Consider the following 14,569-nt stretch of genomic DNA (forward strand, 5'->3'; position numbering starts at 1 on the left):
CCTCTCAATCCAACGATAAAACGCCGGAGACTTCATGAACGCGCGTGTCCCTTTTGCAGATCGTCCGCCGCTTTCAGCCTATCAACTCACCGATAACCTCAATGCAACGCAAGGCCGGATTTTCCTCACCGGCACGCAAGCGCTGGTTCGCCTCGTCCTGATGCAACGGCAACTTGACCGCGCGGCAGAAATGAATACCGCCGGTTTTGTCAGCGGGTATCGCGGATCGCCGCTCGGCATGGTCGATCAACAATTGTGGAAGGCAAAGAAACTGCTGGCTTCGCACGACGTCCGTTTTCTCCCCGCAATCAACGAGGAACTCGGCGGCACGGCGGTTCTGGGCACGCAGCGCGTGGAATCAGATCCTGAGCGCACGGTCGATGGCGTCTTTGCAATGTGGTACGGCAAAGGTCCGGGCGTGGACCGCGCTGGCGACGCGCTCAAGCACGGCAACGCGTATGGTTCGTCGCCGCATGGTGGCGTGCTTGTTGTCGCGGGCGACGACCACGGTTGTGTGTCGTCATCCATGCCGCATCAGTCCGACCAGGCGATGATCGGCTGGCACATGCCAGTGGTGAATCCATCGAATATCGCGGATATGCTCGAGTTCGGACTGTACGGCTGGGCGTTGTCGCGATTCTCGGGCGCGTGGGTGGGATTCAAGGCGATCTCGGAGACCGTGGAATCTGGATCGACCGTTGACCTCGACGCGCTGCAAACCGTGTTTCCAGCGCCTGAAGGTTTCATCGCGCCCGAAGGCGGTTTGCATAATCGCTGGCCCGATCTGCCGAGCCTCACCATTGAATCGCGTCTCGCCGCGAAGCTCGACGCGGTGCGTTATTTCTCGCGCGTCAATTCCATCGATAAATGGATCGCACCGAGTCAGCACGCGAACGTTGGCATCGTGACGTGCGGCAAGGCGCATCTGGATCTGATGGAAACCTTGCGCCGGCTGGACCTGACAGTCGACGACCTCGATGCCGCCGGCGTGCGCATCTATAAAGTGGGTTTATCGTTTCCGCTCGAAACCACGCGGCTCGACACCTTCGTTGAAGGCTTGTCCGAAGTCCTCGTGATTGAAGAAAAGGGCCCGGTGATCGAGCAGCAGATCAAGGACCATTTGTATAACCGGACGCAAGGCGCGCGGCCGATCGTGATTGGCAAGAATGCGCAGGATGGCGCCATGCTGTTGAGCGCGCTTGGCGAACTGCGTCCGTCGCGCGTCCTTCCCGTGTTCGCGGACTGGCTCGCGCGACACAAACCGGTGCTCGACCGGCGCGAGAAAGTCGTGGATCTCGTTGCGCCGAAAATCCTGTCGAACGCCGCCGATGCCGTCAAACGCACGCCGTATTTCTGCTCGGGCTGTCCGCACAATACATCGACCAAAGTCCCCGATGGATCGATAGCGCAGGCCGGAATTGGATGCCATTTCATGGCGTCGTGGATGGAACGCGACACCACCGGGCTGATTCAGATGGGCGGCGAAGGCGTGGATTGGGCGTCGCATTCCATGTTCACGAAAACGCCGCACGTTTTCCAGAATCTCGGCGACGGCACGTACTTTCATTCGGGCATTCTGGCAATCCGCCAGGCGGTCGCGGCGAAGGCCAACATTACGTACAAGATCCTGTACAACGACGCCGTCGCGATGACCGGCGGCCAGCCGGTGGACGGCAGCATCTCCGTGCCGCAAATCGCGCGACAAGTGGAGGCGGAAGGCATTGCAACATTGGTCGTGGTCAGCGACGAACCCGAAAAATACGACGGCCATCACGACCAATTTCCGAAAGGCACGACGTTCCACCACAGAAGCGAACTCGACGACGTTCAACGACGTTTGCGGGACATCCTGGGCGTCACCGTCCTGATCTACGATCAAACCTGCGCTGCGGAAAAACGTCGTCGGCGGAAGAAAGGCGAATTCCCCGATCCCGACAAGCGTCTGTTCATCAACGAAGCCGTGTGCGAAGGCTGCGGCGATTGTGGTGTGCAGAGCAATTGTTTATCGGTTGAACCGGTGGAGACGGAGCTTGGGCGCAAACGGCGTATCGACCAGTCGTCGTGCAACAAGGACTACTCGTGCGTAAACGGTTTCTGCCCGAGCTTCGTCACGCTCGAAGGCGCGAAACTCAAGAAGGCGGCGGGCAACGGCTTCGATCCCGAAGCACTCGCCGCGCGCGTGGACGCATTGCAGGAACCCGCGCTCAACCTCGATAACGCGCCCTACGACATCCTCATTACCGGTGTTGGCGGCACAGGCGTGGTCACGGTCGGCGCGCTCATCAGCATGGCGGCGCACCTTGAAGGCAAGAGCGCGTCCGTGCTCGATTTCATGGGTTTTGCGCAAAAAGGCGGCGCGGTGCTCTCGTTCGTGCGCTTTGCCGCGACCGATGCCTTGCTGAATCAGGTTCGCATCGATACCCAACAGGCCGATGTGCTGCTCGCGTGCGACATGGTCGTGGGCGCCAGCGCCGATGCTCTGCAAACCGTCCGGCATGGCCGCACGCGCATTGTCGTGAACACGCACGCAATCCCGAACGCGACCTTCGTGCAGAACCCGGACGCGAATCTCCACGCTGGATCGCTGCTCGAAAAAATGCAGCACGCGGCGGGCGCGGAACGCATGAACACGTGCGACGCGCAGGCGCTAGCCACGCGTTTCCTGGGCGATACCATCGGCGCGAATATCCTGATGCTGGGTTACGCGTGGCAACTCGGGCTCGTGCCCGTGTCGCACGCGGCGTTGATGCGGGCTATCGAGTTGAACAATGTCGCGGTGGCGATGAACAAACTCGCGTTTGCTATCGGCCGATTGGCTGCAGCAGATATGCATGCGCTGGAATCCCTTCGCAAGACTTCCGTCGCGCCGCGAATCGAGATGAACGCGATGCCGCTTAACGCGTTGATCGCCGATCGTGAAGCACGGCTGTTGGCATACGGCGGATCGAAATACGTGACGCGATACCGCTCGCTGGTATCGGCCGCTGCTTCATCGGGGAACGATGTCGTTACGCGGGCGGTCGCTACGACGTTTTATCGGCTGCTTGCGGTGAAAGACGAATACGAAGTCGCGCGGCTTCACACGGATCCGGCGTTTCGCGCGGCGTTGGAAGCGCAATTCGAGGGAACCGCGGGCCAGGACTTTGCGGTGAAGTTCAACATGGCGCCGCCGCTTTTATCGAAGGCCAAGAACGGCGGCGCGCCGCGCAAGATGACATTCGGACAATGGTTATGGCCGGTGCTCGGCGCGATGTCGAAGGTGCGCGGATTGCGCGGCACGTTGATCGATCCGTTCGGTCGGTCGCTGGAACGAAAGATGGAGCGCGAGCTTCCCGGCGACTACGAACTCACCATTCAACGCGCGCTCGAAGTGTTGACGCAGGACAACGCAAAGGACGTTGAAACGCTCGCGCTGCTGCACGAACGCATTCGCGGATATGGACACGTAAAGCTCGCGAATTTGTCGATGGTGAAGCGCCGTGAACGGGACTTGGGCGCAAAACTGGGCATAGCGGTTGAGACGGGCCGCCACGTGAAAGCATCGCTGGATGAATTAAAAGGCGTCGGCGCGTTGCGGGGAATCCCGGTGGTCGTAGCGAAGTGAGATTGGCGCGAGCTGATTCGCTTGAATCAGCTCGCCGATAATTATTCTTCCTCTTCCGCTTCCCAATCGATGTCGCCGCAAAGCACGACGCGCTGCCCGCCCATGCGCGTCTCCACAGACAACGTCACGCAAGGAAGCGCCTCGTTGATCGATAAATAAGGCTTCGTCACATGCACGCGATCCGGTGCGCCGAGCGCGTCCCTGAAATACGGCCGCCTCAGCCAGTTCGCGCCCTGAGCATCGATCAATGGCAACAACCGCGCTTCATGCGCGGCCCGATCAGCGCGAAGCACCACGTTGCGGCCAGCTTGCCGGCCGTTGGCATCGAGGAGAAAACATCGCGCGGCGTTGTCGAGCGCGAGGAAATTCCAGCACACTTCTTCCAGCGGCTCACCAGCCGCCAGACGCTCGGCCGCGCGTTCGAACGCGCGCACATATGGCTGCAGGCGCATTGCCACGCGCCGCTCTTTCGCCTCCGTCCGCAAGCGAAAACGCTCGGTCAAATCGCTCATCAACGTGTGCGCCTGGGGTGCATCGGCGAGACCTGGATTCGGGCGCCCGAAAAAAAATCCCTGCACGAAATCCGCGCCGCTCGCGAGCGCCAGCTGCGCCTCATGTTCGGTTTCCACCCCTTCGATCAACACCAGTTTGCCCGCCTCATGCAGCAGCGAAACCACGCCGCACAAGATGGCCTCCATGTTCCGCCGATGCTTTACCTGACTCATCCCGTGCAAGGTATGCGCCGATTGCGCCGCGTGCGACAACATCACCCGATCCAGCTTGACGATATCCGGATCCAGCTGCCAGATCCGTTCGATATTCGAGTGCCCCGCGCCGAAGTCATCGAGCGCGATCAGAAATCCGTGCTCACGAAAATGCTGCACGGCTTCAGCGAGCTTCTCGATGTCGTCGGCCCGGTCTTCGAGCACTTCCAGCACAACCCGGCGCGGCTCGATGTTCAGGCGCTTGAGATTCGCCAGCAACGCGGCCATGTGATACGGCTCGGTCAACGCGCCAGGATGCACGTTCAGGAACAGCCACTCGTTCTGCGCGCCGAGCACGTTGAAATTTTCGAGATGCAGCGCCTGCGACAAGCGGTCGAGCTGCATTGCCTCACCAATGCGCGCGGCTTGGCCGAACACATCGACCGGCGACACGGCGCGATCGAGCGCATCGTGCGCGCGCAACAAACCTTCATAGCCGACCGCCCGCATGTGCGAGAGGCTGAACACCGGCTGGAATACGCTCGATAGCGTCCAGTTGCCATGCTCGACCGAATATCGATCGAACCCCGATGTCACGCTCAGTTCGAAATTTCGCGGCGAGATCGGCTTGATCTTCTCCGGATTCGCTATTGCCATCTTGTCATCCCCGGACGAATGCACGGCTGCGTTTGTCCGTCGTGCATGTCATCCTCGTTTATTTCCGCAATCGATTGCGTTGGTTGTCGCGCCGCCCGCGCACTGGATTCTGGTTCCATGCTGCCCCTCGATTATCTTAAGCGGGTAATCTGCGTGTCCCGTCGCTACCGATAAAGCAAGCTCCGTGCTCACGTGTACTCGCGGGATTACCGATCTTTCAGCGCCATGTGCACCGAGGCGTGACGCCTCTTTCACGGGACAGCGCGCGAGGCGCACCATTGCAGTGCGTTGCCGGGTTCGGACTGGCTCGCCTGTCCAAGCTAAACTTTGGTCCTTGCTATCACACGGGCGCGCTGGGTTTAGTATCCGCGCGCTTACGCGTTAAGAAAATATGGATATCGTTTTCACCGTACTCATCCTGATGCTGGCTGTCGCGCTGTCCGGGTTCCTCACGAGCGCGCTGGCGAGCAAATTGCCGTTCACGCTGCCACTGCCGCTGATCCAGATTGCGATTGGCGCGTGCCTCGCGTGGCCGGGACTCGGCCTGCATGTCACGTTCGATCCCGAGCTTTTCATGATGCTTTTCATCCCGCCGCTGCTTTTCGCCGATGGATGGCGCATCCCCAAGCGCGAATTTTTCATGCAGCGCCGCGCAATCCTTCTCCTCGCGCTCGGCCTTGTGTTCATGACGGTGGGCGCACTCGGCTGGTTTCTGCACGTGATGATCCCCGTGATGCCCTTGCCCGTTGCGTTCGCGCTCGCGGCGGTGTTGTCGCCAACGGACGCCGTTGCGTTGAGCGGCATTGCGGGCAAAGGACGCATTCCGGCGAACCTCATGCACATCCTCGAAGGCGAGGCGTTGATGAACGACGCCTCCGGCCTCGTCGCGCTGAAGTTTGCGATCGCGGCGGCGCTGACGGGCGTGTTCTCGTTGCGCGCGGCATCGATAAGTTTCGTCGTGATCGCCGTGGGCGGCCTCGTGATCGGCGCGGTAATCAGCTGGCTCGTCACGACCATCCCGCGGCGCATCGTGAAAATGTCAGACGACGATGACCCCGCCGCCGGCGTCGTGCTTACGTTGCTGATCCCGTTCGCCGCGTATCTGATCGCCGAAAAACTCGGCTGCTCGGGCATTCTCTCGGCTGTATCCGCCGGCATGATGATGAACTTCCAGAGCCTGCGCGAGATCATCCCGACGGCCGCGCGGATCCGCATGACCAGCACCTGGACGATGATCGAATTCGTATTCAACGGCATGGTGTTCATACTGCTCGGGCTGCAGTTTCCGCACATCATTGGACGCGCGTTGATCGAGGCGCATCACGATGGTTTCTACCAAGTCGGCTTGCTGCTTGGATATGTAGCCGCGGTCGTCATCGCGCTGTATGGCTTGCGCTTCGCTTGGGTGTGGGTGCTGCGCTGGGTCGCGAGCCGCGGCGCGGCGAAGCACGGTGTATCGAACGCGGTGCCCGGCGTGCGCACGGTCGCCATGACGACTATTGGCGGTGTGCGAGGTGCGGTCACGCTCGCGGGCGTATTGTCGTTGCCCGAGTTTTTGCCTGACGGCGCCGCACTTCCGGGACGCGATCTCGCCATCTTCATTGCATCGGGGACAATCCTGATGTCGCTTTTGATCGGCGTAATCGGGTTGCCTATATTGCTGAGCGGATTAAAGCGTCGCGGCGATCCGCATGTCGCCGAAGAACGCATTGCGCGCCGCCACGCGGCCCAAGCGGCGATCCGCGCAATCGATGCTGCGCAAGAGAATCTCACTGGCCAGATGGATGAAACCGGCGCAGCGTTTTGCGCTGATTCCACTGCGCGCGTGATGAGTTTGTACAGGCGCCGTCTGGAAGGACTCGGCGATGAAGAAGAGTCGCGTCGCGCTGCACGACAAAGCGAGATGGTGGAAACAAAGCTGAAGATGGCCGCGCTTCGGGCGGAACGAGCGGAGCTTCTGAAGCTGCGCACGCGCCAAGCCATCAACGATGAAACCTTGAACAAGTTGATGCGCGAAATCGATTTATCCGAGACAGCGATAGTGAGCCGCAAGAAAGGTGCGGGCGCTTGAATCAAGCGCTGTTTCGCTTATCGATTGAATCCGGATCAACGAATAACCTAACGATCAGTTTAAGAGTTTTCGTATTTTTCAACGTTGATAGCCGCGCCATACTTCGTCTCATGCGTGCTCCACGAAGCGCATGATGTCGTTGTAACTCTCCGATCTTTCCGCTCGCTGCCTTTGGCACCGGGCGATTTATTTTAAGCGCACGGGTCGTGCGGATTTAGCCGAGCGACGCAGGATTACACGATCAGCGGGGCAACTTCCTGGCGCTACCGCCAGTGCGCAGCAGAAGCTCCAATGTCGCCTCCAAGCGGATCACACGCTCCGTTAATCCCTCGACCTTCGCTTGTTGCGCCTTGACGCTGCCGTTCAAAGACATCATGTTGTCGCTCATCTTGATGACGGTCGTGAGCGCGTCCCACAACTTTTCCGTCACGCCCATCACGTGTTCCCTGCGGTCATTGCGGCAATACGCTTATTCGACTCCTGTATGAACGACAACGTATCAACGAGGGATTCGCTGGCTTGCTTCGCCGAAGCATTCGCACGGTCGATCAACGCAAGCAGATCGCGTTCGTCATCTGACGGTGCAAAGCCTTGTGCCGCTTGACGCATGAGTTCGCCCGGATTCAATCCAAGCCGCCTTGCGGTGCGCGCGATAGCGCGTTTTTGACTCACGGTTACCTGCACGATAATCCGTCCGCTTGTTGATGCCATTTCGCCTCCAAAGCGTGTTTCCCTTAGATAGAAACATAGCATTGCGCCAAAGCTCGGAGTCAAGCGAAGAATCGCTGAGTTGAGTCAAGAAGCGTCGCAGATGGGCGATAACTTCGAGCGCGGAAACGACAAAACCGGCCGAAGCCGGTTTTGTCGTTGAATCTTGGTGGAGGAGAGGAGGATCGAACTCCCGACCTTCGCATTGCGAACGCGACGCTCTCCCAGCTGAGCTACCCCCCCATCTTGAAAATGATTCTAGCACAGCCTATCGACCGTCTGACAAGCGTCCGCTGCATGGAAACCACCCATCACTTCGCCGGCGATCCAGCCAGAATCCAGGCAACAACCTTCTTTATATCGCCTGAATCCATTGAACGATGCGACGGCATCGGCAACATACCCCATACGCCGCTACCGCCATCCCTCACCTTCCCTTCAAGCCGCGCGGGCGCCTTCGCGTCGCCCTTGTACTTCTCGGCGATTTGCTGAAACGACGGCCCCACCAGCTTTCGATCCACCGCGTGACATCCCATGCACGCGTTCTTGCGCGCGATGTTCATGGCATCGGCGGGAGAAACAGCGGACGTTGGTGCGTCGGCCGCGAAAACGTTTTGCCCCGCCACGACCAGACCGGTCGCGGCGACCACGCTACTCAAAAACAACCGCTTCACTTTGCCGCCGGAGCAGGATTGCCTGGATGCACATCCGAGTTTTTAACTGGCGCGGGCGATGTTCCATCGAGCGGCTTCGAGCTCACCGATGAATCCGGTACGGCGCCAACCGTGGGGTTATCGTCGATAGGCGTCACCGCCGGCGCACTCGCGCCCGATGCAGCCGCTGCCGACAAAGCCTGTGCATCTTCAGGCTTGATGTACTGGAACACCTTCACGACCTGTTCGACACCAGGCACCTGCGCCGCGACATTCGCGCCAGCCGTGCCTTCATCACGCGTGACGAGCCCCATCAAATACACCGTGCTGCGCTCGCAAACCACCTTGTAGAAATTCGCGCGCAGATCTTTCTCGCCGACCAGCGCACCCTTCACGCGACTTTCGAGATAAGCATCGTTGGTACGAGATGACAATGAACTTGCGCCCTGTACGGCAAGCTCGTTCACGATGCTGTTCACATTGTTGATACCGCGCACGACCTCTTCGGCCTTCTGCTTCCATTGCTCGGCCGGCACTTCGCCGGTGAGCAGCACACGCCGGTTGAACACGGTCACGCTCACGTGCGCCTGATCGGGAAGCGTCTCGCCAATGCGGCTCTTCGCTTTCACCTGGATCTCACGATCCTCGGTTTGCGCGCCGAGCGTACGCCGGTCGGTGGCGACCAGCGTGCCGCCACCCACGGCGCCGCCCATTGCGCCGATTGCCAGAAGCGCGCAGCCCTGCATGCTCAGCGCGACGCCCGATAACAGTCCAGCCAGCAACGTGGCCTTGGCAAGCGTCGATTTGACGCGTGTCGTGTTCATCAACTCGTTCCCCTTGAGATCATTCTTCACCCAGCAGCATCGCGTCGATGCCATCACACAGGCAATGAATGGTTAACAGATGGACTTCCTGGATTCGCGCCGCCCGCTCGGACGGCACGCAGATTTGGATATCGGTATCGGCGAGCACTTCGCTGATCACGCCACCGCCGCTACCCGTCAGCGCAATGACGAACATCTCGCGTTCATGCGCTTCCTGAATCGCCGCGAGCAAGTTGACCGAGTTGCCCGTGGTGGAGATGACCACCAGCACGTCACCTGCCTGTCCAAGTGCCCGGACTTGCTTCGAGTAGATCTCTTCGAACGCGGAACTGTTCCCGATTGCAGTCAGCGTCAGCGCGTTTGCGTCGAGCGAGATGGCGGGCAAGCCGGGACGCTCGCGCTCGAACCGGTTAACGAGCGTAGCCACCAGCCGCTGCGCATTCGCCGCCGAACCGCCGTTACCGCACGCGAGAATCCGCGAACCATTGGCAAGCGCGCCAAACAACACGTCGATGGCGGCGGCAACAGGAAATGCAAGCGTATCGATTGCTTCGCGCTGGACGGCCGCGCTTTCGCGGAAATGCTGCTGGATTCGTTCGACGGACATCGACTCTCGGTTATCGGCCGCGACCTACGCGGTGGTTCAGTGATGGGTTACTTCGGAGGTTTGCAAGCCCGGCGCACCGGTGCTTCGGGCTCCGCGCAGTTTACCGCACTCGTCGTCCCCGATACTTAAGATGCACTCGGCTTTTGCTACATATCGGCACGAAAAGCATCGCGCAGCCAGACAATCCGGCCCGCGTCGAACGCTATGACATCGAAGCGGCACGCGGGCAAGGCGCCGCGCCAGTTCATCAGGTAATGCTGCGCCGCGAGCACGAGCCGACGCTGTTTGTGCGCGCCAATGCTCGCTGCCGCAGCAGCAAACTGGCGGCTGCGCCTCGCACGCACTTCCACGAATACGAGTGTGCGCGTGCTGCCGATCTCGCGCATGACAAGGTCGATTTCGCCACCACGACACGTGAAATTGCGCGTCACGAAGCGCAGCCGCTGACGCTGTAGATATTCCAGCGCGCGCTGCTCGAACGCGCTTCCGATCGTTTTCGACACCCCGTTCCCCAAAAAGTTGTATGCCTTCGCGTGGCACAATGCGCTCTTCGCACGCCACCCGCCCTCATGACTCCACTCATCGAACTTGCCCACGGCCAACAGTTTCCGGCTGGCGCGCTCTATATAGTCGCGACGCCCATTGGCAATGTCGCGGACATCACGGTGCGCGCGTTGCACGTGCTCGGGCTGGTCGACAGGGTGGCCGCCGAGGACACGCGCAACACGTCGCAACTGCTCTCGCGCTACGGCATCTCGAAGCCGACTATCGCGGTACACGAACACAACGAGCGCAGTGCCGCCGAGCACGTGATTGCACATCTGCGTAATGGCGAGCGCATCGCATGTGTCTCCGACGCCGGCACGCCAGGCATCTCGGATCCAGGCGCAAGACTCGTCGATGCCGTGCGCGAAGCCGGTTTTCCCGTCATTCCATTGCCGGGCGCAAGCGCGCTCACGACGGCGTTGAGCGTTGCCGGCGCGTGGGTTCACACGTTCTCGTTCATCGGCTTTCTCGCGACCAAAACGAAGCAGCGCGACACGCAGTTGCATGCCTTGCTCACACACACGCCGGCGCTCGTTTTCTACGAAGCGCCGCATCGGATAGTGGAAACCGTGCAGGCGCTTGAACGTGCGTTCGGCGGCGATCGGAAATTGCTGATTGCCCGTGAGTTGACCAAGTTACATGAGAGCGTTCATCAATGCACCCTGGCCGAAGGGCCAACGTGGCTCGCCGCCGATGCCAACCGGCAACGCGGTGAATTTGTATTGGTGGTGGAGGGAGCGCCGCAGAAAGAAGCCGCCGACAACGCGCACGACGCGTTGCTCGAGACCTTGCTGGAGGAGTTGTCCGTGAGTAGCGCGGCTCGCCTGGCAGCGACGCTTACGGGTGCATCGCGCAATGCGTTGTACACGCGCGCGCTTGCCATGGACAAGGCGCGCGATAGCGATAAAGACGCGGGTGAAGAGGTCGCCCAATAGAAAAACGGGCCGTCAAAAACGGCCCGTCTTTTGTCTTGCTCAGGGAAAAACGGCGATCATTCAGTCGACGAAATCGATGCCAGTTGTTCCCTCGCCAGTTGCGCTTCCTGCTGCGTCAAGCCTTCGATCTTCACCTTTCCAACGCCCGCGCTGCGCATGCCCAGAGCAGCTGCAGCGGCATACGACAAATCGATTACGCGATTGCCGACGTAAGGACCACGGTCGTTGATCTTGACGACCACCGACTTGTTGTTGCTTTCGTTGGTCACGCGCACCCACGAAGCCAGCGGCAACGTCCTGTGTGCCGCGGTCATTGCGTGCATGTCATAGCGTTCGCCGCTGGCGGTCTTGCGGCCGTGAAAGCCGCGGCCATACCAGGAGGCGCGACCTTGCTGCTCGAAGTCCCCAACGTTTGGACCGGCGGTAATCGGCTTTGCGTTGGCAAGCGACGAAGCGTCGGCATTGTCGGCCGACGATGGAATTGAGTTGAGCTGGGAATCGTAAGCCAGCGGTGCCGCATTGCGAGTAATACCGGCTTTCGGAGCCGTGCTTTTTGCAACCTGCGTTCCGGTGTTCAGGACGTTGGCTTGGTCGCCGCCGCTTGGCGGCATGGCGCAACCCGTCAGGATTGCTGCAACAAAAAGACTCCCGAAATGCCGAGTGAGTCGTACATTCATAGACGTGTAATCAACGGTTCGAGCCGCCCGTTCCGTCAGATATTGTTCTGACGGCATTAGGCAGCTCAAGGCTTTCCACGCGCCAGCAGCCATCGCTCGAGAATTCGAACGACGCGCGTATCCACGGGAACGGCGTACCTCGCCGCAAATGCCCGGTTAGTTTTCACGTCTGGCGCAACCTGTCCCCGGCAGCCTGACCAGACCCCACATGCCGCCATCGAACGTGGCAAACACGTTCTTGCGCGATAAACAGCACAGGAACGGCGGCGTAGGCCCCATCCAGCATTACGGCAGCTAAGGCCGTTCTCGGGTACATCGCACCCGGCTGGACAAGACGTGCACATCGATCGGAATCGATGCTTGATTGCGATTTCAAAGCGATTGCTTCGAACTGCGTACTTGATGGCAAGTGTAAAAAAGCGCTAGTGGCGATCTTTTACTGCCCATTGATGGCATGCTCAAACCATGCACAAGTGGCCTAATTATACCCAAAAGGTCTTACCGATCGCCCATTGATGCACAATTTGTTACGCATTCTCTCCATAAACGTAAAAATTGCGAGATTTGCCCATTTTTTGGGCAGAGCGTAGGCCGATCGGCTAACGCTGGGAACGTGGCCGCAGCGGCGGTTCTCGACCGTTACAATGAAGCTTTTACACTCGCGGTTGCTACCCATGAAGGTCACTCTGATTCCCGTGACACCCTTCCAGCAGAACTGCTCAATCGTCGTGTGCGAAACAACCATGCGCGCGGCGATCGTGGATCCGGGCGGAGACGTCGAGAGGATCATCGAGGCGGTAGCTGAACTCGGCGTTACCGTCGAGAAAGTGCTGCTCACGCACGGCCATCTCGATCACTGCGGCGGCGCCAAGGCGATTGCGGAGCACTACGGCGTAGTAATTCACGGCCCGCACAAGGACGACGCCTTTTGGATCGACCAATTGCCCGAGCAGAGCAAGCGCTTCGGCTTTGGCGAAGCACAAGCATTCACACCGGAACGATGGCTCGAAGAAGGCGACACGGTGCAGTTCGGCGATGAGATCTTGGAGGTCTATCACTGTCCGGGCCACACGCCCGGCCACGTGGTGTTCTTCAGCCGGGAAAACCGGCTCGCGCTGGTGGGCGACGTGCTGTTCGCAGGGTCGATCGGACGGACGGATTTTCCGCGTGGCAATCATGCCGATCTCGTGCACGCGATCCACGAAAAACTCTGGCCCCTCGGCGACGATGTCACATTCGTGCCGGGACACGGCCCAACTTCAACGCTTGGCCACGAACGCCGGACGAATCCCTACGTCGGCGACAGGAAATCCGCATGAGCATCGCCATCCCTGAAATTTACGTCAGCACAGATGTCGAGGCGGACGGTCCGATCCCGGGTCCTCATTCAATGCTCAGTTTTGCATCGGCGGCTTATACGGAAGACAAGCAACTGATCGGCACATTCTCGGCAAATCTTGAAACGCTCGAGGGCGCCACTGCGCATCCGGTGCAAGCCGCTTGGTGGAAAACGCAGCCCGAGGCGTGGGCCGCGTGCCGCACAGACCTGCAACAACCATTGCCTGCAATGCAGGCTTATGTGAAATGGGTCGAGGCGCTACCTGGCAAGCCGGTTTTCGTGGCGTATCCGGCTGGCTTCGATTTCACTTACATGTTCTGGTACATGATGCGCTTCGCCGAGCGCTGTCCGTTCTCCTGGTCGGCGCTCGACATCAAGACACTCGCTTTCGCGCTAACCGACCTTCCATACCGAAAGGCCATCAAGCCGCGCCTGCCGAAACATTGGTTCGACGAACACCCGCATACCCATGTGGCGCTGGACGACGCCATAGAACAGGGCGCGTTGTTCTGCAACATGCTGGCCGAGCTGCGCGCTCAACGCGCCGCCCTGGCAACGCTGAAAACTGCTGGCGAAACGTCCGGCGGCAATAACAGCGAAGGACAAAACGCGCAGTCTGGGCAATGAGTTAGGGAATATTGCTCACCGAGGGCGTTTGACATTGCGCATCCTTTCTGCCACCTCTACTATTGGAGTTGGTAACGGCCGAAAGGAGGCGCAGTTGACTCTCGATACGTTCTCACAAAAGATCCTGCGACTCCTGCAGCTCGATGCCCGGCGTTCCGTGCAAGAAATATCCGATCAGGTAGGGCTGTCCAGCACGCCTTGCTGGCGGCGCATCAAGGACATGGAGCAATCGGGCGTGATTCAGCGCTACACGGCGCTCCTTGATCGCGAGAAACTCGGCTTGCATGTTTGCGCGCTCGCGCATATTCACCTCACGCGGCATACCGAGGGCGGCGTGGAACAGTTTGAACGCGAGATCACCACTTGCCCCGAAGTGACCGAGTGCTACAGCACCACAGGCGAAGCCGACTACATTCTGAAAATCGTCGCGCCGGACATCAAATCCTACGACGCATTTCTCCACGATCGCATTTTCAAGATTCCGGCGGTCGCGCAGGTACGGACCAGCGTGGTGCTGCGCGAAATCAAATTCGATACCCAATTGCCCCTGTGATCCAGAACGAAGCCGCGCATTGACTACGCGTCTGTCTGCGATCAAGCAGCGGACGTTTCTGGAA

At 59.8% G+C, this 14,569-nt stretch carries 14 protein-coding genes and 1 tRNA gene; 6 read left to right on the plus strand and 9 right to left on the minus strand.

Annotated elements, in window-relative coordinates; all coding sequences use genetic code 11:
- The first annotated feature begins 34 nt into the window (after positions 1–34).
- Positions 35–3,604 carry an indolepyruvate ferredoxin oxidoreductase family protein gene (locus ASG35_RS14695; RefSeq protein ID WP_056358443.1) on the plus strand — a complete coding sequence of 1,190 codons (3,570 nt, stop codon included), beginning with the start codon at positions 35–37 and terminating at the stop codon, positions 3,602–3,604.
- 41 nt (positions 3,605–3,645) lie between these two features.
- Here ASG35_RS14695 and ASG35_RS14700 read toward each other — a convergent pair whose 3' ends face one another.
- Complete coding sequence (locus tag ASG35_RS14700; protein ID WP_056358445.1) at positions 3,646–4,965, minus strand: EAL domain-containing protein; 1,320 nt, start codon at positions 4,963–4,965, stop codon at positions 3,646–3,648.
- Between the two features lie 391 nt (positions 4,966–5,356).
- On the opposite strand from ASG35_RS14700, the gene ASG35_RS14705 reads away from it, so the two are divergent.
- Positions 5,357–7,036: a Na+/H+ antiporter gene (locus ASG35_RS14705; protein ID WP_056358448.1), complete on the plus strand. Its 1,680-nt coding sequence runs from the start codon at positions 5,357–5,359 to the stop codon at positions 7,034–7,036.
- Between the two features lie 241 nt (positions 7,037–7,277).
- Here ASG35_RS14705 and ASG35_RS14710 read toward each other — a convergent pair whose 3' ends face one another.
- The 7 genes from ASG35_RS14710 to ASG35_RS14740 all read right to left on the minus strand — a co-directional run bounded on the left by ASG35_RS14710 (position 7,278) and on the right by ASG35_RS14740 (position 10,370).
- Complete coding sequence (locus tag ASG35_RS14710) at positions 7,278–7,472, minus strand: hypothetical protein (protein ID WP_056358449.1); 195 nt, start codon at positions 7,470–7,472, stop codon at positions 7,278–7,280.
- On the minus strand, positions 7,472–7,747 hold the full coding sequence (locus ASG35_RS14715; protein ID WP_056358452.1) for a hypothetical protein: 276 nt from the start codon (positions 7,745–7,747) through the stop codon (positions 7,472–7,474). Before ASG35_RS14715 ends, ASG35_RS14710 begins: the two co-directional genes overlap by 1 nt.
- Positions 7,748–7,911: 164 nt before the next feature.
- Positions 7,912–7,987 (minus strand) — tRNA-Ala (locus ASG35_RS14720).
- 68 nt (positions 7,988–8,055) lie between these two features.
- The gene (locus ASG35_RS14725; protein WP_442854839.1) at positions 8,056–8,409 is read right to left on the minus strand and encodes a c-type cytochrome; all 354 of its coding nucleotides are present in this window, start codon (positions 8,407–8,409) and stop codon (positions 8,056–8,058) included.
- Positions 8,410–8,414: 5 nt separating this feature from the next.
- A complete protein-coding gene (locus ASG35_RS14730; protein WP_056358897.1) occupies positions 8,415–9,221 on the minus strand; it encodes a BON domain-containing protein in 807 nt (268 codons plus the stop codon).
- 19 nt (positions 9,222–9,240) lie between these two features.
- On the minus strand, positions 9,241–9,828 hold the full coding sequence (locus ASG35_RS14735) for a phosphoheptose isomerase (protein WP_056358454.1): 588 nt from the start codon (positions 9,826–9,828) through the stop codon (positions 9,241–9,243).
- A gap of 146 nt (positions 9,829–9,974) precedes the next feature.
- Complete coding sequence (locus ASG35_RS14740) at positions 9,975–10,370, minus strand: YraN family protein (protein ID WP_056358456.1); 396 nt, start codon at positions 10,368–10,370, stop codon at positions 9,975–9,977.
- Between the two features lie 27 nt (positions 10,371–10,397).
- Between ASG35_RS14740 and rsmI the strand changes: the two genes are divergently transcribed.
- On the plus strand, positions 10,398–11,309 hold the full coding sequence (rsmI, locus tag ASG35_RS14745) for a 16S rRNA (cytidine(1402)-2'-O)-methyltransferase (RefSeq protein ID WP_056358457.1): 912 nt from the start codon (positions 10,398–10,400) through the stop codon (positions 11,307–11,309).
- 56 nt (positions 11,310–11,365) lie between these two features.
- Here rsmI and ASG35_RS14750 read toward each other — a convergent pair whose 3' ends face one another.
- A complete protein-coding gene (locus tag ASG35_RS14750) occupies positions 11,366–11,986 on the minus strand; it encodes a septal ring lytic transglycosylase RlpA family protein (RefSeq protein ID WP_056358459.1) in 621 nt (206 codons plus the stop codon).
- A 674-nt stretch (positions 11,987–12,660) separates the two neighbouring features.
- Between ASG35_RS14750 and ASG35_RS14755 the strand changes: the two genes are divergently transcribed.
- From ASG35_RS14755 to ASG35_RS14765, 3 genes are all read left to right on the plus strand, one after another.
- Positions 12,661–13,305, plus strand: a complete 645-nt coding sequence (locus tag ASG35_RS14755; RefSeq protein ID WP_056358462.1) for an MBL fold metallo-hydrolase — start codon at positions 12,661–12,663, stop codon at positions 13,303–13,305.
- Entirely contained in the window at positions 13,302–13,952 is a 651-nt protein-coding gene (locus ASG35_RS14760; RefSeq protein ID WP_056358465.1) for a hypothetical protein, read from the plus strand. The genes ASG35_RS14755 and ASG35_RS14760 overlap by 4 nt, the downstream gene beginning before the upstream one ends.
- Positions 13,953–14,046: 94 nt before the next feature.
- The gene (locus ASG35_RS14765) at positions 14,047–14,505 is read left to right on the plus strand and encodes an Lrp/AsnC family transcriptional regulator (RefSeq protein WP_031357026.1); all 459 of its coding nucleotides are present in this window, start codon (positions 14,047–14,049) and stop codon (positions 14,503–14,505) included.
- Positions 14,506–14,569 lie beyond the last annotated feature (64 nt).

It is taken from the genome of Burkholderia sp. Leaf177 (assembly GCF_001424345.1).
Classification (GTDB): domain Bacteria; phylum Pseudomonadota; class Gammaproteobacteria; order Burkholderiales; family Burkholderiaceae; genus Caballeronia.

Coding starts and splice junctions, on each gene's coding strand:
- ASG35_RS14695 (WP_056358443.1), top strand. CDS start 35: ATGAACGCGCGTGTCCCTTTTGCAGATCGTCCGCCGCTTTCAGCCTAT.
- ASG35_RS14700 (WP_056358445.1), bottom strand. CDS start 4,965: ATGGCAATAGCGAATCCGGAGAAGATCAAGCCGATCTCGCCGCGAAAT.
- ASG35_RS14705 (WP_056358448.1), top strand. CDS start 5,357: ATGGATATCGTTTTCACCGTACTCATCCTGATGCTGGCTGTCGCGCTG.
- ASG35_RS14710 (WP_056358449.1), bottom strand. CDS start 7,472: ATGGGCGTGACGGAAAAGTTGTGGGACGCGCTCACGACCGTCATCAAG.
- ASG35_RS14715 (WP_056358452.1), bottom strand. CDS start 7,747: ATGGCATCAACAAGCGGACGGATTATCGTGCAGGTAACCGTGAGTCAA.
- ASG35_RS14730 (WP_056358897.1), bottom strand. CDS start 9,221: ATGAACACGACACGCGTCAAATCGACGCTTGCCAAGGCCACGTTGCTG.
- ASG35_RS14735 (WP_056358454.1), bottom strand. CDS start 9,828: ATGTCCGTCGAACGAATCCAGCAGCATTTCCGCGAAAGCGCGGCCGTC.
- rsmI (WP_056358457.1), top strand. CDS start 10,398: ATGACTCCACTCATCGAACTTGCCCACGGCCAACAGTTTCCGGCTGGC.
- ASG35_RS14750 (WP_056358459.1), bottom strand. CDS start 11,986: ATGAATGTACGACTCACTCGGCATTTCGGGAGTCTTTTTGTTGCAGCA.
- ASG35_RS14755 (WP_056358462.1), top strand. CDS start 12,661: ATGAAGGTCACTCTGATTCCCGTGACACCCTTCCAGCAGAACTGCTCA.
- ASG35_RS14760 (WP_056358465.1), top strand. CDS start 13,302: ATGAGCATCGCCATCCCTGAAATTTACGTCAGCACAGATGTCGAGGCG.